Genomic DNA, 21,958 nt, shown 5'->3' on the forward strand with positions numbered 1-21,958 from the left:
TATGGTTATAGTTACAAATACATCTAAAATTACACCGGGCAATGCCCACCTGCTCATCGAAAGGTTTAACAAAGAAGGACAGGTTGAAAAAATGGAAGGCTTCCTCGGTCTGGAAGTGCTGCTGACGGAAAACACGAAAGATTATGAGGAAGTAACGATTAGCACACGCTGGAAGGAAAAAGAGAACTTCCAAGGCTGGACGAAAAGTGAAGCGTTCCGCGAATCCCACAACCACCGTCAAATTCCAGACTATATTATTGAAAACAAAATCACGTTCTATGAGGTTAAAATCGTTCGTCATCCCATTGCGAACCATGATTCCTCTTTGGCGAGTGATATCGAAGCCGTTTAAGTTCTGGACGGTAGCCTAAAACCAAAAAAAGCGGCTCGGCAGGCAAATTCATTGTCCACTGAGCCGCCTTTTTTATCGGTATTTGCAAAATTCCCTTATATACGTTATTGAATCCCTCAGATTCTGGTTGAGCAACGGCGCCCAATTTTCAGCGTCTCTCCGTGCCCCAGTACATGGATGCGTTCCTTTGCAATCCCCAAGCGTTCTCGCTCCACTTCGAGACGATCCAGCGCCTCTTTCGGCGTATCATCTGCCAGCTTAAAGGCTCCATAGTGCATTGGGATCATCTGCTCTGCGCCGCAATCCACAAAGCCCTGCAACGCCTCCTCCGGTGTCACATGCTGCGAGGTCATGAACCATTCCGGTTCATACGCACCAATCGGCATAAAGGTCAGATCAATAGCAAAGCGCTCACCAATCTCCTTAAACCCACGGAAATATCCGGTGTCTCCCACAAAATACAACGTAGGCGTCTCCGCTGAATCTGATTCTGCGTGAGCATCTGAGCCTACAGCAGACGTGGCAGAACCGATCACCTGCTGCTCACTTTGCAGAACGTATCCACCCCAATGTGAAGTATTGGTATCAAACGGCGTACGCCGTGTCCAGTGCTGTGCCGGAACAAATGTAATCCGCACTCCACCTACCGTAAAATGCTCCCACCATTGCAGCTCATGGCAGTTGCGAAAGCCTTTGCGGATCATTTTCGACTTTAACCCCGAGGGTACGAGCATCAATGTATCTGCACGATATAACTTCCGCAACGATGCCAAATGTAAATGATCATAATGCGAATGTGACAGCAGAATGATATCCAGCGGTGGCACATCCTGAATGCGAATGCCGGGCGGAGCCAATCTTTTATCAAAAGCCATACGCTCTGCCCACACCGGATCGGTGACAATATTCAGTCCAAGGTACTGAATGAAAAAGGTGGAATGGCCCACCCAGGTTGCCGTCGCCATTTCCCGATTATGATGCAGAAACTCCAGCTCCGGGGGATGGTTGGGCACAACGAACGTATAATCCTTTATTTTGCTGCGTCGCTCCTGCCGCCATTGTCTGAATTGCTTGATGGTTTTATCGGTATTTACATGATCCATATTGTTGAAACGCACTTTAGGCATGATGCAGCCCCCTCCCTGACAGACCCGCTCTCCAAAAACACAACGGTTCAATTTAACTATATATTGTTACTCAAATGTGATCATGAAATGATGCAACATCCTGATATATGTAAAGTATAATTCAATCACATCTGTAAAGGAAATTTTGCGATAATACAGCAAAAAACAGACCTCCCGGATCTATCAGAAGGCCTGCTCCACATGTTATTGTCAGTCCTGTGGATTTTTAAAGCGTGCCACATAAATAAACAAAAACACAATAGCCACCACTATTATGATTGGCGACTCATACATGATCGTAAAATGCTCGAAAGCAACCACTTTAGCTCACCCTTTCTTTCCCGCTTGTCCTCGTACATACTTTGCATCGAACAGAAACAATCTCAATATCAGGATCAGCGAAGGAATCAGCACCAGCAGACCCGCAACAAACGCCGTAATTAATGCATACGCCATCGTAGAGTTCGTAAAGCTGTCATATACATTAATGTAGGGATACAGAACATACGGAAGATGTGAGCGGCCATAGCCATACCAAGCAAATGCAAATTGCAGCATCACCAGGATGAAGGAGATACCCAAATGACGACGCTGCCAGACCAGATATACTGCTCCGACAAAGCATATGAAGGATGCGACAAACATCCAGGCCATACTAAGCATATTGGCAAAATGGTCTGGATTTTGTTTGTTAATCTGAAAAAATGCGAACAAACTCGCCAAAATTGTAGGGGCACTCCATAGCAACGCGTACCCTCGTACGATTTCGAAGGCGACCTTGTCCCCTGCCCTTTTGGCATAAAAGGACAAAAACATCGCCGATATATACAATACACTCACCAGCGCCAGAATAATAACTGCCCACGTGTAAGGGTTGCTTAATAGCTGGCCCCATTGCAGATGAACACCTGTGCTGTTCTCTACAATAATGCCGCCTTCTGAAATAGCGAGGACCGTCGACAGTGCTGCTGGAATCAGTAACCCAGTCGCACCGTACAATGCCATGTAGACGATATTATTTTTACCCGAATGTCCATACGTATTGTAAGCATAATATACTCCCCGGATCGCAAGCAGCACAATCGCAATACTGCCCGGAACGAGTAACGCTGTACCATAGTAATAGGCGGCATCCGGGAAAAACCCGTTTAATCCCACCACAAAAAAGATGAGAAATACGTTCGTTACCTCCCATACCGGAGACAGATATCGTTGAATGATATTGTGGATTTTGTTCTGGTGGCCTGTCAGCACACTGTAAAAGCTGAAAAAGCCTGCACCAAAATCAATGGATGCCACAAGCAAATATCCAAACAGGAAGGTCCACAATATGGCGATACCTACAATTTCATAGCTCAATTGCCTTCAGCCCCTTCCAGGCCCAGCTGTCTTATCTCTTCCACGGCATCCTTATTACGGAATAGCTTGCTGAGTACCTTGATGGCCGAGAAACACAACACCAGATACAAAATAACAAACAACACCAGCATCCACCCAACACTTGTAGAAGTGGTTGCTGCTTCGGACACCTTCATATATCCGCGTAGAATCCACGGCTGTCTGCCGACCTCTGCAAACATCCAGCCCAGTTCAATAGCTACCATAGCCATCGGTCCGACCAAAATGAGCGCTAACAGTAGCCATTTGGGGTAGGGTTTGCGACCTGGCAAACGCTTACGGATCAGATACAGCAGTGGGATGACGAGAATCAGCACTCCTGTGGTGATCTTGAGGTCAAACATATAATGAATAGACAGCGGCGGACGCTCCTCCACCGGATAGTCATTTAATCCCTTAACCTCCGTACTAGGCAAATTCCCGGCCAACACACTAAGTGCATAAGGCACTTTCAGAGCATATTTGATTTCACCGTTTTCATCCATAAAGCCACCATATACAAAGGGGGCGTGCGTCATCGTATCAAAATGCCATTCGGCGGCAGCCAACTTCTCCGGCTGATATTTGGCCAGAAATTTACCGGATGCGTCTCCAATCATCACGGTGCTGATGGCAAACACAATGGTACAAGTGGCCGTCAGCTTTAGCGCCTTTTTGAAATAAGGGTGATTACGCCCTCGCAGCATGCTGTAAGCAGCCAGCCCCATCAGCACACCAGCGCTCAATGTATACGAGGAGGCTAGTACATGGGACACTTTGGTCGGTGTGGCCGGATTTAGCATAGCCTCGATAGGATGAATATTGGTCATGACTCCATTTTTGAGTGTAAAGCCTTGAGGTTGGTTCATGAACGAGTTCACCGTTGTAATAAAAACCGCTGACGCAGACGAGGCAATCGCTACCGGGATGAGCAGAATTAAGTGGAAATATTTACTTTTGAATCGATCCCAGGTATACAAATAGATGCCTAGGAATATTGCTTCGATAAAGAAAGCAAACGTCTCTAAAAACAGGGGCAGCGCAATCGCTTGTCCGGCCACACGCATAAAGGTAGGCCAAAGCAAGCTGAGCTGCAGACCAATGGAGGTGCCTGTCACGACGCCCACGGCAACAGTAATGACGAATCCCCGCGCCCACCGCCGGGCCAGCAGTGTATAATGCGGATCACCAGTTCGCAGCCCGCGCCATTCAGCAAGTGCAATCATTAAGGGTACGCCAACGCCGATGGATGCAAATACAATATGTACAAACAAGGTAATTCCGGTCAGCATCCGGCTTAGCAATACAGGGTCCAGTGAAGACAAATGGGTTTCACTCCTTCATTTCACATTTTTAATAGGGAAAACTTCGATTTCACTCTTGATTACCAACTAGGGAGTCAAGCGAGCTATGCTTTTAATTACGGCATATAGCATGATGGCCGCAATGACTATACATACAATAATGAGCGTTCTTTCTTGCTTGCGGAACATAGCAACGCCTCCTTCACTTATCTTTTGGCGCATTCTGGTAACCTATTTACAGTTTGGTTCATTCAGCTGATTTTTAACCCTGCTTCTGTATGGAATGTAGCAGTATTTCTTTCTAGATATTGTTTTATTCATGACAATACGTTATATTGGAATATAGTTAGATAACCTAATTACATGAAAAGAGTGAACTTATGCCGCCAAAACAAAGTAAGCGGGACTCCATCCAGCAATCTCTTCCTCGTCTGGGACCAGAACCTTATCTAGAGTTAATGGATCAAACTGCCCTTGCAGAAACAGACCGGCGACTTGCCCGTATTGGTCTCTTCTTGCTATGGACAGGTGATAATGTGCTCGATGCGGTAGATTTGGATCTAGCTGCTTACGGCCTGACAGAGAGTAAGCTAGATTTATTGTTGCTATTGACATTGCACCAATCCCAGGCTCAGATGAGCCCCTCTATGATTGCCGACCGTCTAGGCATCCGACGTGCATCTGCAACATCCCTCCTGGATTGGACTGAGCAACGAGGATGGATTATCAGAGAACATAATTCTACAGATCGGCGCAAAATTCATGTACGCATTACAGAAACGGGTTCTCGCCTTGTACAGCAGGTGCTTCCTGTATTTTGGTCTTCCTGTGCTTCCCTAGCGAGTATTTTGGATCCCGAGGAGCAGATTATTTTCTCGCGAATTATAGAAAAAATCCATCATCATATGGAAGATAAACTGGGGGTGGGCAGATAATTTTTTTTAAACATATAATTAGATTATCTAATATATTAAATTGTTTATATTTAATAAGTTACTTATTTGAAGATTAAGGAGTGTTCCATTGATGAGTAAATTACGAACTAATGATAGCGTTATACAGAAGGAAAATGTTGCTCTCCCTTATGCATGGATGATTGTAATCCTATGCTGGTCAGCGGTTGCCGTGATGTCCAGCCTGTATGTAACGATCCCTTTGGTCCCTCTCTTTGCTAAAGTATTTGGAAAAACGCTAGCTGAAGCAGCTCTGCCGGGAAGTATCTTTTCCTTAGGATTTGCCGCGGGATGCCTTATTTATGGAGGATTGTCTGATCGCTTTGGACGCAAGCAGGTTATCGTTGCCGGACTGCTCGCATTGACGATCCTTTCGTTATCCCTCGGCTTAACCAATCAGTATTCTGTATTAGTTGTGCTGCGCTTGCTGCAGGGTTTGGCGGCAGCCACCTTTTCCCCTGTTGCTCTCGCATACGCCGTAGATATGTTTCCGACTGAAAAACGGGTAACGGCTATCGGTTTTATCAGCACTGGTTTTCTAGTGGCAGGTATTGCCGGACAGGTATTTAGTATTGTTATCAGCGAACAAATCGGATGGAATATGGTATTTCGGATGCTAGGTGTTTTGTACGCAATCACCTTCCTGATCGTTCTTTTTTTACTGCCTAAAGCTCCCTCCCCGCAACGAGGGATTCGCATTTGGGCAGCCTTCGCTCAGTTGGGGACCGTTCTGCATTCGTATCCTTTATGGTTAAGCTACACGATCGCTTTTGTTCTTCTGATGTCATTTGTGAGCATGTATACGGTTTTGGGAAGCTACCTTGGCAGTCCCGAATTCGGCCTGAATAGCACACAGATGCTATATGTCAGATCCGCTGGCATCATCGGTATGCTTCTCTCACCCTTCGCCGGAAAACTGGCCCTGAAATTCGGTGTTCACCTTTTATTACGTGTAGCTCTTCTTCTTTCCATTCTCAGCTTGGCGCTGATGGGGATGACGCATTCTCTAATATCTATCGTGGTATTAAGTGTATGTTTTGTCAGCGGCATTGCCCTGAGTGTCCCTTCACTTATTGCAATAGTTGGCCAGCTCGGCGGTACAGCAAGGGCCATAGCGGTTTCACTCTATACCTTCATTCTGTTTGCCGGTACGAGTCTAGCTCCTATGCTTTCCATTCGTTTGATGGGGAATGGCGGCAATCAGATGACTACATTTATGCTGTTGGCGGCTGTTCTGTCTGTGGGACTTATCGCCTCCCTGCTCATTCGCCGCCGTCAAAACGATCCACTGAAGCGGGATGCATAATACAAACATCAAACTAAAACCGAACTTAAAAGTACCTATAGTGCCACTGTGCAGTCGGATGGTACTTCCCATCGCCACTGCCCCCGGATTTCTAGAATAAAACCTATGAATAGGGTAAAAAACCGGGGACAAAAGCGACCGCTACGCTTGTACAATACCATTCCGCTTACTCCGTTTTCATGTTCATTTTTTCGAGTTTGGCTTATATAGCATCCTGTTTTCATTCAAAAATACTCCTATTTAACAGGTATACTCATCTAAATCATGTGATATATGTCATTGTGTTTTCTCTATAAATGAAAACTCTCTCTTTGGAGACCTACGCAGAATGAGGTACAATACAGATAAGCTATATATGATATATGGAGAACTTTTGAACAGGAGGCTGTACCGAGCTATGAAGATAACATCTATCGAGCCAACTCCCAGTCCGAACACCATGATGCTGCATCTGGATGAGCGACTGGAAGCGGGTATCCGCAGAACATATACACGGGACAATGAGCGTTCCGCTCCCCCATTTATCCGGCGTATGCTGGCGATTGAAGGGGTCAAAAGCGTGTTTCACACGACTGATTTTGTAGCCCTTGACCGTAAAGGAAATGCCGATTGGTCTACTATTTTGGGTCAGGTCCGGGATCAACTAGGCGAGGAAGGTGCTGACGCGAATTGGGATTTACCAGAGGAAACCTCTGGGGAAGCGTTTGGCGAAGCACAGGTTTTTGTACAATTTTTTCGCGGCCTTCCCATGCAGATTCGAGTTAAAGCGGGACAGCAGGAGGAACGAATTTCCTTGTCCGACCGCTTCGTGCAAGCCGTTACTCGTGTAGCAAGTGCAACGCTGATCAAGGAACGCAAGCTGAGTGATTACGGCGTCCGCTATGGTGAACTGCCGGATATTGCCCGCGAGGTTGAGCAGGAATTAGAGGCAGCCTTTCCGCAGGATCGGCTGGAACAAATTATCCAGCAGGCAATTGCCCACGGCGCGGACAACAGCGAATTCGTGGAGGAACGCCGCGAGTGGAGCGATGCCGAGCTGAAGCAGGCCCTCCAACACGAGGACTGGCGCACACGCTACGCTGCACTGGATCGGCTGGAGCCGACGCCTGAGCATTTGCCGCTGATCCGGCAAGCGCTGCATGACGACAAAATGCAGCTGCGGCGGCTGGGAGTCGTCTATCTGGGCGATATTCGTACACCGGAAGCGATGGAACTGCTGTTCGAGGCGCTACGCGATCCTTCAGCGGCAGTACGCCGCACTGCTGGCGACACGTTGTCGGACATTGGCGATCCCATCGCTACCAGCGCTATGATCGGGGCCCTATCGGACAGCAGCAAGCTGGTGCGCTGGCGTGCAGCTCGTTTTTTATATGAGGTTGGAACCGAGGATGCGCGTGATGCGCTGGAGAAGGCCGTCGATGACCCCGAATTCGAGGTCAGTCTGCAGGCTAAAATGGCGCTGGAGCGCATCGAATCAGGAGAGCAAGCCGCAGGTACGGTTTGGCAGCAGATGGCCAAACGGAACTCCTGATTTAAGAATGGATAAGTGGATTTCAAAAAATTGTCGATTGTCAGAAGGTGTACAGGTACGATATACTGTAGTTCGCTATACAATATAATATCATGTCATACACCTCATCAACCTGTTTTATGATGAGGTAGAGGTCGCGGATGTAATCAGTACACTGGAGGAGACGCCAAGAGCCGTCTGAGATTCCAGTAGAAAGGTACACCCGCCGAAGTATGCGGAGCTGACTCTTTGTAAATACTCCGTATGCTGGGGCTGCTAACCGAAAGGAGCAGAACTGTCACGCGATGTCCTAACACAAACACGCGTGTTGAGCTATCTTGTTATAGAAGAAGGTATGGTGCGGAATGCATAGACAAGACCGCAGGCGTATTCCCTGTGGTCTTTTGATTTATATACTCCCCCTCCTTCTGGCTCTTGCCCTGACATGAAATACAATTTCATGAAGGAGTGTTTGAACATGCAACACAAAGCAACATCTAACGCAACCTTGCGTAAAAGTCTCAAAGCCCGTCATATGACGATGATCGCCCTCGGCGGCTCGATCGGAACAGGGTTATTCCTTGCCAGTGGAGGCGCGGTCGCCGAAGCTGGACCTGGCGGTGCCCTGCTGGCTTATGCAGCAGTTGGCCTCATGGTCTACTTCTTAATGACCAGCCTCGGTGAGTTGGCTACGTTTATGCCTGAATCCGGCTCTTTTAATACCTATGCAGGTCGCTTCGTTGATCCGGCTTTTGGTTTTGCCATGGGCTGGAACTTCTGGTACAACTGGGCAGTAACGATTGCTGCCGAATTGGCAGCAGCGACCGTGCTCATCAAATACTGGTTTCCGGAAAGTCACTCTGCCTGGTGGAGTCTGTTATTCTTGGCCATAATCTTCTTGCTGAACGCGTTGACGGTCAAAGGCTACGGTGAGTCCGAATACTGGTTCGCGATGATTAAAATTGTGACTGTAATCATCTTTTTGGCCGTAGGGGTGCTGATGATTTTCGGCATCATGGGTGGTCCTGCGGTGGGCTTTGCCAACTTCACGGTAGGAGATGCCCCGTTCCATGGTGGATTCTTCGCTGTATTGGGCGTATTTATGGCTGCGGGCTTTTCCTTTCAGGGAACCGAGCTGATTGGGGTAGCCGCTGGCGAAAGCGAAAATCCGCGTGACAATGTGCCACGTGCCATCCGTCAAATCTTCTGGCGTATCTTGTTCTTTTATATTCTCGCGATTCTCGTTATTGGTTTGATCATTCCGTATACGAATCCGAATCTGTTGCGAGGAGATATCAGTGATATCGGAGTCAGTCCGTTCACGCTTGTATTTGAAAAAGCGGGGCTTGCCATTGCTGCCTCAGTCATGAACGCCGTTATTTTGACCTCCGTATTGTCGGCAGGCAACTCGGGTATGTATGCAGCGACTCGGGTACTGTACGCTTTGGCGCGGGAAGGTAAAGCCCCCCGTTTCCTTGGGCGTATCAATCGACGCGGCATTCCTATGAATGCACTTCTGATTACGACTGCTGTTGGTATGCTGGCTTTTCTCGCCTCCCTGTATGGAGACGGTGTAGTCTATAACTGGCTGCTCAATGCCTCTGGAATGTGCGGATTTATTACGTGGGTTGGGATTGCAGTCAGCCACTATCGTTTCCGCCGTGCCTTTACTGCACAGGGTCACAGTCTGAGTGAACTTCCCTACAAAGCCCGCTGGTTCCCGTTTGGACCGTTGTTCGCCTTTGCTCTATGTATCATTGTCATTATTGGGCAAGGGACGGATGCTTTCACCGGACAGGAGATTGACTGGAAAACGATGATCGCTACGTATATGAGTGTGCCGCTGTTCCTTCTGTTATGGCTTGGATACAAATGGATTAAACGTACTAAAATCGTTCCATTAAAAGAATGTGATTTGAGTTCAAATCCATCTTCGGATAAATAACAGAACACAGTGATAAAAAGCCCGTCTCCACATATCAGGGAAACACGCTGGTACACCTGGTCCCAAGACCGTTATCCGCATGTTCCCCTGTATATGCCCGGAGACGGGCTTTTTCTTTTTCTGTTTATTTGGAAGAAGCAGCTACTTCAGCTGATAAAGACATAGATAAGGCACGACGACTAAAAATACCATATATGACAGCAATCAGCGTCAACACTGCTGAAAACAAGTACAAATTAACAATACCCAGATGATCTGCAATCCAGCCCATTAAAAGCAGCGAAATGCAAAACGTCAGGCTTGTCAGCGTAGCCTGGGCGGACAGCACCTTAGGCAAATCATGTACCGACACACTCATTTGCATCATCGTGCGGCGGGAGACGACCGACATTTCCGCAGGTAGCCCCATCAACAGCACGATAAGCAGCGTTAGTGGCGGTAATGTGTTCAGTGCATACCAAGCTGTCAGCAGCCCGTAGCCTGCCATCCCTGCCAGCATGGCGGGCAGCAGTCTGCGCTGCAACAGCTTGACGCAGGCAAGGACTACGATGCCGCCACCAATCGCCCCCGCAAAATACGCGGCATTGATGTATCCCCACCATGCTTCGCTCTTGTGCAAGACCTGCTGAGCGAAGGCAAGCGTGAACGCACCTACCCAAACGGAGCCTCCTAGCAGGTCGATCATATCCATAAAAATAAGAGCCTTCAGTCTGCGACTGGATCCGATGAGACTCCAGCCTTCACGCAGTATTTCCTTTTTACGTTTAGGAGGCACCGCCGGGCTTTCTGATTCCGGACCATACAGCTTATCTTCCATTTGTGCGGGTGGCAAGTCATAGTGTCCTTGTCCCGGCTCGGTTACACCCTCAGAAGCCAAGACATCTCCATTTTGTACCCTTGTTCCAGGCTGAAGCAAATAATGGGCTTTGCCCTCTAGGGGGTCTCGAATCAAGCTGGTGAAGATCAGTGCTATCATATACAGACCGCCAGCCACCAGCAATGTTTTTTCCGAGCCCAGCATAGCTACGAGCACGCCACTGAGCCCCCACCCCGCTAATTGCACCGTCTGATCGCTGACTGATACCAAACTGTTTGCCCGCATGAGCCCTTCCCCGGAAGCAAGACGGGGAATCAGCGCATTGCGCGCAGGCGTGGTCCAGCCGTCCAGAAAGGACATGGCTGCCACCAACGCAAACACAACAACCCACATAGGCTCTGTGCCCGCTGACCATAAGTGGCCCAGCAGTACAGCGAAGAAGGCCAGTTGTCCGAACTGGGAAACAAATAAAATAAATGGAAGCTGGAATCGGGCCAAAATGAGCGGTGCCAAAAAGCCGCTGATCATCTGTGCACCCATTCGCAGCAACGGAACGAGTACTGAAGAGAAGATCGAGTCTGTTTCATGAAAAACCAAAGACACAAGTGCCATAATATAAAGAATGTCGGCCGCATTGGACATCGTCTGCGTGCCAAGCAAATAGGTAAAGGAACGCTTGTGCATATAAGTTAAAATACTCCTTTGTTAGTCTAGCTTTTTACAGCAAAATCATTAGGTCCATTTCAGAGTTACCCGAAGATTGCCGGTACTTCCGAGATCCGTAATCTGATAGGAAATGGATTTCAAGCCGAGTTGATATAAGGACTGTAAATCCTCCTTGAGACTTCGCTCCGTTCCCTGATAGCCGAAGGTAAGTGACGCCTCTCCCTTATTTATCATCTTACCAACCTGTTCCTTGATGTCAGCAGATGATTTGACCAGCCCCTTGCCGTCTTGCAATGGATATTCCAGGTTATTGTACAGTTTTTGATACACGACAGCCTTTGATCCTCCAGCAGCTATCAATGCTTTTAAGGTTTCCCGATACGATGTATTCGCCAGAGGGTATTGTTTCACCCATGAGTGATCCCGCCGCATTTCTGAATCGGTCAGCAGATAATATGAAGTGCTTACCTCGTTTGCACGATCGGGGGTCGGGTCATCCCATGTCGTATCCATGTGATACCATCGACCATCTAATAAAACAAGATTCCATGCATGCAGCTGTCCCCCTGCTCTACCTTCCACTATCCGGTTCGTAATCCCTGCTCGTTCAAGCATTTTATAGGCCAACAGCGAATAGCCCTGGCAGACCGTGCTTCCCGTTTTCAGCCCATCGTAGGCTGTATACTTTTGCTGTGCTTCATCATACTTCAGGCGAACGACGATCCAATCATGAATGGCCTTCACCTTTTCGTGATCCGTCATTCCCTTCGTAATGATATCCCCCAGCACAGCTTGAACTGTGCTATCCACATATGCCGTCTGTTCCTTCGTCTCCCGGTAGCTTAAACGAATCGTAACCTGGGCGGAGGTGGTTGTGCCTGTATAGCTGAATGCGTAGCTTTTGATTGTATAATTCACATACGGATCGCTCTCCATCGCCTGTTGGATGGCTGTCTGTAACTGCTGCTTGAGACCGTTCACTCGCCCTTGATATGTAAAGGTCAGCGTTTCACTCCGCGTAGCCATTGCCTGTAAAAGCTTGTTCTGAAGCTGCTGCGAGGATACGGAGGAAGCCGGCTTGACCGACGACGCATACACATTGCTGCCCCACTCTACAGCCTGCGGCAGCAACACAGCCAGCGCCGCACCTGCAACCAGACATTTTACAAGCCTAACCCCGATTTTTCTGTTCATACAGAGCGTTCCTGCCCTTCTTAGCATAGTTGTAAACAGCTCTATCTTACCATAAAAACAGTTGCCCCAAACGCTCTAGTTTTGTCGGTTGCAGACGAGTAAGAGTGCAGTTAATGACAGGTTGTGACACCATGATCTGCTATATAACAGTTGGAACCATAAGCAAACATGTCATTCACAGAGAATTTTATCACAGCAATCTAGTACTCCTCATGATATGGTACTGGCATCGGAAGTAAATGATATTGATTCTCATTCTAGATAAGAAAGGCTGAGCACCATGCCAGAATGTATTTCACTCCTTCGTACGCCACTAGGTCAGACTGTGCGATTGCAATCTCTTGCGCCTCTTCATCCCTCATTGCGCCGTCGCTTAACAGACATGGGCATCAACGAAGGCTCCATCATACGCTTAAAAAAAATCAGTTTATTGGGCGGTCCTATTGTTATTGAATGCAACGGCCAGCTGGTCGGCCTCCGTCAAAATCAAGTGAAACAACTGGAGGTTGTTCCGACATGGACATGATCGCTCTTTTTGGCAATCCCAATACAGGGAAAACCTCATTATTCAACAAGCTGACTCGTACGTATGCTGAAGTAGGCAACTGGTCTGGCGTCACCGTGGAAAAGAAAACAGGAATTCTGCGTGACAAGTCTGCCGTATTGGTGGATTTACCGGGTGCCTATTCTTTACTCCCTCTATCGCTGGATGAAGGTGTCGCTACCCGTTATTTGCTGGAGGAACCGCCTGCGGCGCTGATTAACATCGTGGATGCATCCCAGCTCCAGCGCAATCTTTATCTGACCTTACAACTATTAGAATACGGCCGTCCGCTTGTACTCGGCTTAAACATGACTGATGTAGCTGATGCCACCGGTCTTCGGGTAAACAAGGAACTATTAGCTGACCAATTGAACGTTCCCATTATTCCTATGGTGGCACGTACAGGTAGCGGAAGTAAGCAAATGCTTGCGTCTCTTCGAGAGGTCAGACATACATCCAATGTTTTTCAACTGGATTACGGTCCTGCTGTCGAAGCTGCTATTACGGATATTTGCAACTTGCTGCCGAATACAATTGTACCGCAGCTCCGGTGGGCTGCATTGCAATGTCTGGAAAACAATCCAGTCGTCATGGAATGGATGGCGAATGAGACACAGCGTGAACAAGTAACTACACGCATCCAGCGTTGCGAAGAAGAGCTTCTCAGGGAAGGTAATGCCGTCACTCCTGCTCAGTATATTCGTTCTGTACGAACAGCATGGATTGCTGAGCTGTGCAGCAAGGCAATTGACACATCCAAACTCAGACCTCACAACCTGACGGATAAGCTGGATGCATTGCTAACTCATCGGTATTTGGGGATTCCGATCTTTTTACTGCTGATGTACGCTACCTTTAAGTTCACCTTCGATTGGGCGGGTACAATTCTTTCAGATATGCTGGATGAATTTTTTTCTGGGACACTCAGCAGCTGGATTTCTGAGTTACTCGTCCACTTGAACGCGTCCGCTTTTACGCAAAGTCTAGTCGTGGATGGCATTGTGGCTGGGGTCGGAGGTGTGCTTGTTTTTCTGCCTCAAATTGCGATCTTATTTCTGATTATCTCAGTGATCGAAGACTCTGGGTATATGGCACGAGTTACGATACTTATGGATCGCCTGATGCAAGCCGTGGGCTTGAACGGGAAAAGCTTCATTCCCTTCATCATCGGATTTGGCTGTAATGTTCCAGCAATTATGGCAGCACGAACCATTGAACAACCCAGAGAACGTCTCATTACAACGTTGCTGGTACCCTTTATGTCATGCTCGGCCCGCTTGCCAGTCTATGCGTTGTTTGCAGGTGTGTTTTTCCCATCACATGCGGCAAGCATCATCATGCTGATGTATGTGTTAGGGATCACCGTATCGCTTATACTTGCCAAAATTTTTTCCAAAGTTTCTATTTTATCAGGCGAGCCCTCCCTCTTCATCGTGGAACTCCCTCCCTATCGGGTGCCGCAGGCTCTTACATTATTTCGCAGCACATGGGAAAAGGTCAAAGGCTTCGTCCGTAAAGCCGGAACGATTATTCTTGCAGGCTCCGTTGGCATCTGGCTCTTGTCCAATTTTGGTCCGCAGGGCTTCGGCGCTGAAATGGATGACAGCCTGCTCGCTACGATTGGAGGATGGTTTGCACCTCTATTGGCCCCTCTCGGTTTTGGCACCTGGCAAGCAGGCGCGTCCCTGCTCACAGGTTTTATGGCCAAGGAGGTAGTCGTATCGACTATGAATATCATTTACCACGTTCCCGATATGCAGGGATTGGAACTGCAAGTCAGTCAGGCCTTTACACCGCTTGCCTCATTTAGCTTTATGGTGTTCATTCTGTTGTATGTGCCGTGTCTGGCTACGGTAGCGGTTATTCGCAAAGAAACACTCTCCTGGCGCTGGACCGCATTTTCTGTGGTCTATCCGTTGATCGTTGCATACATCATCGCCATCTTGATCTATCAGTGTGGCAGATTATTAGGTTGGGGTTAAGGCAGACCCTAGAGCATATAGAAGGAAGTGGATTCCATGATCAATGTAATTATTTTATTGGCGATCCTTGGTTATAGTGCGTGGGTGTTGGTACGATTTTTGCGAAAAAGCCGCCAAGGCGCCTGTGCCGGCTGTTCATCAAGCAAGTCATGTCCTGGCTGTGCCGTGAGCTCAGTGACTGAGGATCATTCGAAAATGAAGAAGAGCCTTTAATTCAAACTTTATCGTCCATGATAAAAGCGGCTTCGGAGGTTTCCACATCCGAAGCCGCTTCTCATTTATGCGCAAAGCTCACCATATTACCGATAAACCGCCAAATGCTCACTTAGCTCCCGTGTGTGTAGATACACTTCACGGTATAACTCGTGTAAGCCTTCATACTGTGCCACACGTTCCGGGTTCGGCGAATACCTTGCTGCTTCACGCAGAAAAGCTTCAGCGCACGCTTGCAGCGATTCAAACCACCCGCTACCATAAGCAGCCAGCATGGCCGCTCCCAAGGCAGGTCCCTGCTCACTTTCCAGCTTGACAATATCCGCGTTAAATATATCTGCCTGCATTTGCAGCCATGCCTCATTACGCGCACCGCCGCCGATGGAAATCACTTCATTTACCGTTTTGCCTGTACCTCTGAGAATATCAATGGATTCCTTAAGCGAAAACGTAATTCCTTCCAGCACTGCCCGTGTAAAATGCACAAGCTTGTGCCCCGCATCCATCCCGATAAAGCTGCCTCGAATAGCTGCATCTGGATGAGGGGTACGTTCGCCCACGATATAAGGCGTGAACAACAGCCCTCGGCTGCCCGGCTCGATCGAGTTCACATCCTCCAACAGTGCATCAAAAGAATGCTCCGGCGCAAAGGTATCCTTAAACCAGGTCAAGCTATATCCAGCCGCGAGTGTAACTCCCATGATATAATAAGCATCCTGCTCACTATGATTAAAAAAATGGGCTCGCCCCTGAACGTCGATATCCTTGCGTTCCTCATAGGACAGCACAACTCCCGAGGTGCCGATGCTGCACAAGGTGCGGCCTTCGCTCAAAATGCCGGCGCCAATCGCGCCACATGCGTTATCTGCTCCGCCTGCATAGACCTTGATTTCAGACGAAAGCCCGCTCTGCTCCGCAATCTCCGGCAATAGTGTGCCCGTCTGGTCAAAGGACTCCACCAGCGGCGGGAACAGCGACAACGGCAGATCAAACGCTGCTGCGATCTCTTCGCTCCACTGCTTGTTCGCAATATCCAGCAGTAATGTGCCCGCCGCATCCGAATACTCCATCGCCAACTCTCCTGTGAGACAGTAGCGCACATAATCTTTGGGCAGCATAAAATGGGCCGCATGAGCCAGCACCTCTGGCTCATGCTCCTGCACCCACAGCAGCTTGGGTAGCGTGAAGCCTTCCAGCGCGCGGTTGCGTGCGATACTTAGCAGCGCTGACCCAAGCCTTTCTTCAATACGGCGGCATTGTGCCGTTGTGCGCGTGTCATTCCACAGAATAGCCGGACGAAGCACTTGGCCTTCCTTGTCAGTCAGCACAAGCCCGTGCATCTGCCCCGAAAAGCTAATGCCATCCACAGCATCTGTACCGCCGATTCCGGCCTTCTCTACAAGCTCTTTCAACGATGTTAATGTCCCACGCACCCAATCTTCAGGTTGCTGTTCGCTATACCCTGCCTTCGGCTGATGAAGAGGATAGGACTGGGAGGTTTCATAAGCCACTTGCCCCTTGCGGTTGACCAGCACCGTTTTAACTGCGCTGGTACCCAAATCCACGCCGATGACATAACGCTCCTGCTCCTGATTTAGCTTCTCCTGCATTGAAGTTCCTCCTTCCCTTTATCGTGCAATTCTTATTTCATATATAAGCTCTGGCATTAATCAGCCAGAATGTATTGATTTAATGTTGCTTTCAGGTATTCCTGACGACCGGACACGTTTTTGCGTGGTGCTTCGTTCGCCAGAGCATATTCAGCCAGGGAAGCAAGCGTTGCTTTTCCGGATACGATGTCAGCTCCAATGCCTTCCTTAAAGCTGCTGTACCGCTTCTCAATAAAGTCTTCAAACACACGATCCTCGATCAGTTTGGCGGCTACCTTCAGCCCTTTCGCATACGTATCCATACCTGCGATGTGGGCGAGGAACAAATCTTCTGGCTCAAACGATGCTCTGCGCACCTTGGCATCAAAGTTGATACCGCCACGGCCCAGGCCTTCATTTTGCAGTACTTCATACATGGTCAGTGTAGCATCATACAGATCAACCGGGAATTCGTCCGTATCCCATCCCAGCAGCAAATCGCCTTGGTTGGCATCCAGGGAACCCAACATGCCGTTAACCCGTGCTACACGTACTTCATGATCAAAAGTATGACCCGCCAAGGTTGCATGGTTAGCTTCCAGATTCAGCTTGAAATGCTGATCCAGATCATATTTTTGCAGGAAGGCAATCGTCGTCGCCGCATCAAAGTCATACTGATGCTTGGTTGGTTCCTTCGGTTTTGGCTCAATTAGGAACTGAGCGTCAAAACCGATTTCACGCGCGTAGTCCACAGCCATATGGAACATCCGTCCCAAATTGTCCTGTTCCAACTTCAAATCTGTATTCAGCAGTGTTTCGTAGCCTTCACGGCCTCCCCAGAATACGTAGTTATCCGCGCCCAGACGTTTGCCCACTTCCAGGCCTTTTTTAATTTGAGCAGCTGCGTGTGCGTATACATCTGCATTGCAAGTCGTCGCGGCTCCATGCAAATAACGTGGATGGCTAAACATGTTCGCCGTGTTCCACAGCAGCTTTTTCCCCGTAGCCTTCATGTGCTCCTCAATCAGGTCCACGATGGTATCCAGATTGCTATAAAATTCCTTCAATGACGCGCCTTCTGGTGCAATATCCACATCATGGAAAGCAAAATAAGGTAAATTCAGCTTATCCAACAGCTCAAAGGCAGCTTCCACACGTGCCTTCGCCAAATCTAGTCCGGTAAACTTGGACCATGGACGCTCCGCAGTCTCTACTCCAAAAGGATCAGAGCCGCCTGCAACCAGCGTATGCCAATAGGCCATACTAAAACGCAGATGCTCCTCCATCGTTTTTCCCGCTACTATTTCCTGAGGATTATAAAATTTAAATGCAAAAGGATTATCGGATTGCTTGCCCTCGAATTTAATTTGAGATACTTGTTCGAAATAAGCCATTATAAGTTCCTCCTTTGTAGTAAACGTTTACAAAAACGATTCTAGCACAGCCAACAAACTTTGTCTATCGCTTAAACTAAGTTTATTTTTATGATATAATAACGGGAATTACATCAACAGGAAGTGAAAAAAACATGAATGTTACTGGCGATCAGGCGCTTGTCAAAAAGCTGAATAAATCCATTGTATTGGAGCGAATCCGCCTTCATGCCCCTTTATCCCGGGCACAGTTATCCAGTCAAACCGGATTAAACAAGGCCACCGTGTCCAACCTGGTTGCAGAGCTTATTACCGATGGATTGGTGTATGAGACGGGATTAGGAGAATCCAGCGGTGGGCGTAAACCTTTAATGCTGCTGTTCAACAGCCGTGCAGGCTTTGTACTCGGTATCGAGGTTAGCGTACAGTACATCAAGGGTGCTTTGACCGATCTGGCAGGTACCATTGAAACAGAGCTTACCCTTTCTCTAACCCAGCATGATCCTGACTTTGTCATCGAACAAATTCGTAAGCTTGTGCAGAAGCTCATGCAGGTCACTCCTCCCTCCCCTCATGGTATTGTCGGCATTGGGTTGGGGGTGCCGGGTATGGTGGATGAAACCGGAAATGTTTTATTCGCACCCAATTTGGGCTGGGAAGAGGTTCCGCTGCGGCAGCAGCTTGAGACAGAGCTGGGTCTTCCCGTAGTGGTGGATAATGAGGCCAACGTCGGTGCACAAGGCGAATTGTACTATGGTATGGACGCGGATCATCGTCAGCTGGTACGGGATCTGGTCTACATCAGTGCAGGCTCCGGAATCGGGGCCGGAATTATCATTGATGGCAAGCCGTATCAAGGGGCTTGGGGATACGCGGGCGAGAGTGGGCATATGTCCATTGACTGGAACGGGCGCTCCTGTTCCTGTGGCAGCCGAGGCTGCTGGGAGCTGTATGCTTCGGAGAAGGCGTATGTAGCATCCACATTGAAACTGCCCGCACATAATACAGCGGGATTACTCCCGTTTGCCCAGCAAGGTGATGCGAGTACATTAAGCGTCCTTGGTGATATCGGGCGATATTTAGGTGTGGGTATTACCAACATTGTGAACAGCCTCAACCCCGGCATGCTTATCATTGGCGGTCCACTCGCGGAGGCGAGACCTTGGTTGGAGCAAAGTATGCGTGAAGTGATTGATGAACGTGCCCTGCCCTATCACCGTCGACAATTACAGATTCGTTTCTCCACGCTTGGTAGCCGTTCGACGATGCTAGGTGCCGCCTATGCGGCAACAGCTCCTTTTCTCGGGCGTGTACGTGTATCTTTATAAAAGACCAAAAAAAACAGGCCCCCGTTGCAGCAGTATGTAACTGCGGCGAGGGCCTTGTTCCAACGATTTGACGATCACAGGATCGCCAACTGTTTAGGTTGGATTAAGCGTTCAACACTTTTTCAAACTTGGTTTTGTTCATCCCGGAAATACGCTCTTCTCCGATCAAAGTCAATGGAACAGCGCGAATGCCCATATCCCAAACCTCTTGCGCAAAAGCTTCATTGGTTTCAATGTTGCGTTCTTCATATTCGACACCTTTTTCAGCCAGGTAACTTTTTACTTGACGGCAATGCGGGCAGTTTGTAGATGTGTAAACTATTGCTTTTTTCATGAATATCACCTCATCATTTATTGTTACATCATATTTATTCACACTTGCAAGTATTACAGCGCCAGGGCACTGTGCTCCAGACTTTCAATGTATTTCTCGCTGTCCATAGCAGCCATACAACCACTACCTGCTGCGGTAATCGCTTGTCTGTAGCGTGTATCCTGTACGTCGCCACAAGCGAAAACGCCAGGTACGTTTGTTTCGGAAGTACCCGGATTGACGACAATATAACCGTTCGCATCCGTTGTAATTTGTCCCTCAAGGAAGCCTGTATTCGGATGATGACCAATTGCTACGAATACGCCGCTCACTGTAATGATTTCCTCTTCACCTGTTGCGTTGTTCAGCACTTTCAAGCCAGTTACTCCGTTTTCGTCTGCAACCACTTCTACAGGAGTACGATTGAGGGCCCATTCAATTTTGCTGTTTGCACGAGCACGATCCTGCATAATTTTGGAAGCTCTCAATTCTTCACGGCGATGAACTAACGTTACTTTGGAAGCAAAACGAGTCAGGAAATTAGCTTCTTCCAGTGCAGAGTCTCCACCGCCGATAACAACGATTTCTTTGCCACGGAAGAAGAACCCGTCACAGGTAGCGCAAGTGCTCACGCCGCGTCCGATATTATCCTGTTCACCGGGAATCCCCAGGTATTTGGCAGTCGCCCCTGTGGAAATAATCAGCGTATCGGTAACCAGTTCACCCAAACCTTCTACATCCAGTGTAAAGGGACGAGCGGTTGTGTCTACCTTGTTCACCCAGCCTGTGCGGAATTCAGCGCCAAAACGCTCCGCTTGCTTACGCATATTATCCATCAAATCGGGTCCCATGATTCCTTCAGGAAAGCCTGGAAAATTCTCAACTTCTGTAGTCGTAGTTAATTGTCCGCCCGGTTGTGGTCCTTCGATCACCAGCGGGTTCATATTAGCACGTGCCAGGTAAATAGCGGCGGTCAAACCGGCAGGGCCGGTACCTATAATAATGGACTTGTACATATCTTGGTTCCTCCTAAAATATCATAAGTATTATATAGCGAGTTTTTCGGTACCGGGCGCTGGGCTGCTGCATATACTCTAAAAGTAGTGCTGGCAGAAGCTCATCCCAAAAAGTGGACACCCGGATGTTGTTAAAAACGAATCACTTGTTTTGTAGCTTCTTATGACTTAGACTGATTCTAAATCCTAATTTCATTATGCGGAAAGAGCTGTAAACAGTCAAATGAAGTTTTCATGAAGCGAAGCTTAAAGATAAATGAGGTATGGAGGGATTATCCCGATTATGAATGACGTTTTCGTAGGTAGCTTAATTTCTGCCTTGTCCACTGGACTCGGCGCCGTGCCTATTCTGTTTATGCGTAATATCACACATCGGCTTCGTGATGTTCTGCTGGCTTATGCCGCAGGAATTATGACCTCTGCATCCGTGTATAACCTGATTCCAGAAGCGATACAGCATTCCAATTGGTTCGTGCTGACTGCGGGGATTTTGCTCGGTTGCCTCGTATTACTGGTGATGGAAATGTATATTCCCCATGCTGATTTGGAGGACCCGGATTCCAAGACTTTTCAATTGGAGTCCAAATCTTTTCTCATCATCGCAGCTATTACGTTGCACAACTTGCCGGAAGGACTCTCTGTCGGGGTCAGCTACGCGAGTGAGACTCAGAATCTAGGCAATCTCATTGCCTTCTCTATCGGTCTGCAAAATGCCCCGGAAGGCTTTATTGTAGCGTTATTCCTGGTGAATCAAAACATCGGGCGTTTCAAGGCATTGGGCATTGCTACCCTAACCGGGGCTGTGGAAATCATCACTAGTCTGATCGGCTTTTATTTGAGCAGTTGGGTGAACGGACTGGTGCCGTACGGTCTTGCTTTTGCTGCCGGGGCTATGATGTTTATCGTCTACAAGGAACTGATTCCCGAAAGTCACGGGGACGGTAATCAGCGAATCGCCACATTCTCCTTTATTCTCGGCTTGATTACGATGATCGGGCTAACCGAATGGCTATAGCCGTGCAACACAAAAAGGCTGTATTCTGCCTGTA

General features: G+C 48.3%; 20 protein-coding genes and 1 riboswitch. Of the genes, 10 read left to right on the top strand and 10 right to left on the bottom strand.

All coding sequences use genetic code 11. The annotated features are described in order from the left end of the window. The first annotated feature begins 1 nt into the window (after position 1). Positions 2 to 352, top strand: coding sequence for a heme oxygenase (gene isdG, locus ACN6NF_RS21075; RefSeq protein WP_474319442.1), 351 nt, complete (start codon positions 2 to 4; stop codon positions 350 to 352). A 116-nt stretch (positions 353 to 468) separates the two neighbouring features. On the opposite strand, the gene ACN6NF_RS21080 is transcribed toward isdG, so the two are convergent. From ACN6NF_RS21080 to ACN6NF_RS21095, 4 genes are all read right to left on the bottom strand, one after another. Beyond that, positions 469 to 1,479 (bottom strand): MBL fold metallo-hydrolase, encoded by a 1,011-nt coding sequence (locus ACN6NF_RS21080; protein WP_474319443.1) that lies wholly within the window; start codon positions 1,477 to 1,479, stop codon positions 469 to 471. 210 nt (positions 1,480 to 1,689) lie between these two features. After that, positions 1,690 to 1,800, bottom strand: coding sequence for a cytochrome bd oxidase small subunit CydS family protein (gene cydS / locus ACN6NF_RS21085; protein ID WP_474319444.1), 111 nt, complete (start codon positions 1,798 to 1,800; stop codon positions 1,690 to 1,692). Between the two features lie 6 nt (positions 1,801 to 1,806). Then, entirely contained in the window at positions 1,807 to 2,838 is a 1,032-nt protein-coding gene (locus ACN6NF_RS21090; RefSeq protein ID WP_474319445.1) for a cytochrome d ubiquinol oxidase subunit II, read from the bottom strand. Beyond that, complete coding sequence (locus ACN6NF_RS21095; RefSeq protein ID WP_474319447.1) at positions 2,835 to 4,181, bottom strand: cytochrome ubiquinol oxidase subunit I; 1,347 nt, start codon at positions 4,179 to 4,181, stop codon at positions 2,835 to 2,837. The genes ACN6NF_RS21090 and ACN6NF_RS21095 overlap by 4 nt, the downstream gene beginning before the upstream one ends. A 359-nt stretch (positions 4,182 to 4,540) precedes the next feature. On the opposite strand from ACN6NF_RS21095, the gene ACN6NF_RS21100 reads away from it, so the two are divergent. The 4 genes from ACN6NF_RS21100 (at position 4,541) to ACN6NF_RS21115 (ending at position 9,874) form a co-directional block, all read left to right on the top strand. Next, positions 4,541 to 5,095, top strand: a complete 555-nt coding sequence (locus tag ACN6NF_RS21100; RefSeq protein WP_474319448.1) for a MarR family winged helix-turn-helix transcriptional regulator — start codon at positions 4,541 to 4,543, stop codon at positions 5,093 to 5,095. A gap of 91 nt (positions 5,096 to 5,186) precedes the next feature. Then, positions 5,187 to 6,419 (top strand): MFS transporter, encoded by a 1,233-nt coding sequence (locus ACN6NF_RS21105; RefSeq protein ID WP_474319449.1) that lies wholly within the window; start codon positions 5,187 to 5,189, stop codon positions 6,417 to 6,419. A 397-nt stretch (positions 6,420 to 6,816) separates the two neighbouring features. Beyond that, entirely contained in the window at positions 6,817 to 7,950 is a 1,134-nt protein-coding gene (locus ACN6NF_RS21110) for a virulence factor (RefSeq protein WP_474319450.1), read from the top strand. 120 nt (positions 7,951 to 8,070) lie between these two features. After that, a riboswitch (Lysine riboswitch) is annotated at positions 8,071 to 8,273 on the top strand. Positions 8,274 to 8,407: 134 nt separating this feature from the next. After that, positions 8,408 to 9,874: an amino acid permease gene (locus ACN6NF_RS21115; protein ID WP_474319451.1), complete on the top strand. Its 1,467-nt coding sequence runs from the start codon at positions 8,408 to 8,410 to the stop codon at positions 9,872 to 9,874. A gap of 124 nt (positions 9,875 to 9,998) precedes the next feature. On the opposite strand, the gene ACN6NF_RS21120 is transcribed toward ACN6NF_RS21115, so the two are convergent. Beyond that, positions 9,999 to 11,375: an MFS transporter gene (locus tag ACN6NF_RS21120; RefSeq protein WP_474319452.1), complete on the bottom strand. Its 1,377-nt coding sequence runs from the start codon at positions 11,373 to 11,375 to the stop codon at positions 9,999 to 10,001. A gap of 48 nt (positions 11,376 to 11,423) precedes the next feature. Then, positions 11,424 to 12,551: a transglutaminase domain-containing protein gene (locus tag ACN6NF_RS21125; protein WP_474319453.1), complete on the bottom strand. Its 1,128-nt coding sequence runs from the start codon at positions 12,549 to 12,551 to the stop codon at positions 11,424 to 11,426. Between the two features lie 280 nt (positions 12,552 to 12,831). Here ACN6NF_RS21125 and ACN6NF_RS21130 point away from each other — a divergent pair, with 280 nt between their 5' ends. Genes ACN6NF_RS21130 through ACN6NF_RS21140 form a run of 3 tightly spaced genes read left to right on the top strand, consistent with a single transcriptional unit; the run spans position 12,832 to position 15,290 of the window. After that, the gene (locus tag ACN6NF_RS21130) at positions 12,832 to 13,077 is read left to right on the top strand and encodes a FeoA family protein (RefSeq protein WP_016820309.1); all 246 of its coding nucleotides are present in this window, start codon (positions 12,832 to 12,834) and stop codon (positions 13,075 to 13,077) included. Further along, positions 13,068 to 15,077: a ferrous iron transport protein B gene (gene feoB, locus ACN6NF_RS21135; protein ID WP_474319454.1), complete on the top strand. Its 2,010-nt coding sequence runs from the start codon at positions 13,068 to 13,070 to the stop codon at positions 15,075 to 15,077. Before ACN6NF_RS21130 ends, feoB begins: the two co-directional genes overlap by 10 nt. A gap of 36 nt (positions 15,078 to 15,113) precedes the next feature. Continuing rightward, positions 15,114 to 15,290, top strand: coding sequence for a FeoB-associated Cys-rich membrane protein (locus ACN6NF_RS21140; protein WP_474319455.1), 177 nt, complete (start codon positions 15,114 to 15,116; stop codon positions 15,288 to 15,290). A gap of 86 nt (positions 15,291 to 15,376) precedes the next feature. Here the strand turns inward: ACN6NF_RS21140 and xylB are convergent, their stop codons facing one another. Together xylB and xylA are read right to left on the bottom strand one after the other, a co-directional pair. Further along, positions 15,377 to 16,900, bottom strand: a complete 1,524-nt coding sequence (xylB, locus tag ACN6NF_RS21145) for a xylulokinase (RefSeq protein ID WP_474319456.1) — start codon at positions 16,898 to 16,900, stop codon at positions 15,377 to 15,379. Positions 16,901 to 16,956: 56 nt separating this feature from the next. After that, entirely contained in the window at positions 16,957 to 18,273 is a 1,317-nt protein-coding gene (gene xylA, locus ACN6NF_RS21150) for a xylose isomerase (RefSeq protein ID WP_474319457.1), read from the bottom strand. A gap of 134 nt (positions 18,274 to 18,407) precedes the next feature. Between xylA and ACN6NF_RS21155 the strand changes: the two genes are divergently transcribed. Next, positions 18,408 to 19,580 (top strand): ROK family protein, encoded by a 1,173-nt coding sequence (locus ACN6NF_RS21155; protein WP_474319458.1) that lies wholly within the window; start codon positions 18,408 to 18,410, stop codon positions 19,578 to 19,580. 103 nt (positions 19,581 to 19,683) lie between these two features. Here the strand turns inward: ACN6NF_RS21155 and ACN6NF_RS21160 are convergent, their stop codons facing one another. After that, on the bottom strand, positions 19,684 to 19,914 hold the full coding sequence (locus tag ACN6NF_RS21160) for a glutaredoxin family protein (protein WP_318300702.1): 231 nt from the start codon (positions 19,912 to 19,914) through the stop codon (positions 19,684 to 19,686). Between the two features lie 53 nt (positions 19,915 to 19,967). Then, complete coding sequence (gene trxB, locus ACN6NF_RS21165; protein WP_016820315.1) at positions 19,968 to 20,909, bottom strand: thioredoxin-disulfide reductase; 942 nt, start codon at positions 20,907 to 20,909, stop codon at positions 19,968 to 19,970. Between the two features lie 283 nt (positions 20,910 to 21,192). Between trxB and ACN6NF_RS21170 the strand changes: the two genes are divergently transcribed. After that, a complete protein-coding gene (locus tag ACN6NF_RS21170) occupies positions 21,193 to 21,924 on the top strand; it encodes a ZIP family metal transporter (protein WP_013373094.1) in 732 nt (243 codons plus the stop codon). Positions 21,925 to 21,958: the final 34 nt, after the last annotated feature.

It is taken from the genome of Paenibacillus sp. TSM33 (assembly GCF_056099025.1).

Bases quoted from the DNA above. Each gene is read 5' to 3' on its own strand.
- xylB (WP_474319456.1), bottom strand. From the start codon at position 16,900: ATGCAGGAGAAGCTAAATCAGGAGCAGGAGCGTTATGTCATCGGCGTG.
- xylA (WP_474319457.1), bottom strand. From the start codon at position 18,273: ATGGCTTATTTCGAACAAGTATCTCAAATTAAATTCGAGGGCAAGCAA.
- ACN6NF_RS21110 (WP_474319450.1), top strand. From the start codon at position 6,817: ATGAAGATAACATCTATCGAGCCAACTCCCAGTCCGAACACCATGATG.
- ACN6NF_RS21140 (WP_474319455.1), top strand. From the start codon at position 15,114: ATGATCAATGTAATTATTTTATTGGCGATCCTTGGTTATAGTGCGTGG.
- ACN6NF_RS21080 (WP_474319443.1), bottom strand. From the start codon at position 1,479: ATGCCTAAAGTGCGTTTCAACAATATGGATCATGTAAATACCGATAAA.
- ACN6NF_RS21105 (WP_474319449.1), top strand. From the start codon at position 5,187: ATGAGTAAATTACGAACTAATGATAGCGTTATACAGAAGGAAAATGTT.
- ACN6NF_RS21120 (WP_474319452.1), bottom strand. From the start codon at position 11,375: ATGCACAAGCGTTCCTTTACCTATTTGCTTGGCACGCAGACGATGTCC.
- feoB (WP_474319454.1), top strand. From the start codon at position 13,068: ATGGACATGATCGCTCTTTTTGGCAATCCCAATACAGGGAAAACCTCA.
- ACN6NF_RS21160 (WP_318300702.1), bottom strand. From the start codon at position 19,914: ATGAAAAAAGCAATAGTTTACACATCTACAAACTGCCCGCATTGCCGT.
- ACN6NF_RS21115 (WP_474319451.1), top strand. From the start codon at position 8,408: ATGCAACACAAAGCAACATCTAACGCAACCTTGCGTAAAAGTCTCAAA.
- isdG (WP_474319442.1), top strand. From the start codon at position 2: ATGGTTATAGTTACAAATACATCTAAAATTACACCGGGCAATGCCCAC.
- ACN6NF_RS21100 (WP_474319448.1), top strand. From the start codon at position 4,541: ATGCCGCCAAAACAAAGTAAGCGGGACTCCATCCAGCAATCTCTTCCT.
- ACN6NF_RS21125 (WP_474319453.1), bottom strand. From the start codon at position 12,551: ATGAACAGAAAAATCGGGGTTAGGCTTGTAAAATGTCTGGTTGCAGGT.
- ACN6NF_RS21155 (WP_474319458.1), top strand. From the start codon at position 18,408: ATGAATGTTACTGGCGATCAGGCGCTTGTCAAAAAGCTGAATAAATCC.
- trxB (WP_016820315.1), bottom strand. From the start codon at position 20,909: ATGTACAAGTCCATTATTATAGGTACCGGCCCTGCCGGTTTGACCGCC.
- ACN6NF_RS21130 (WP_016820309.1), top strand. From the start codon at position 12,832: ATGCCAGAATGTATTTCACTCCTTCGTACGCCACTAGGTCAGACTGTG.
- ACN6NF_RS21170 (WP_013373094.1), top strand. From the start codon at position 21,193: ATGAATGACGTTTTCGTAGGTAGCTTAATTTCTGCCTTGTCCACTGGA.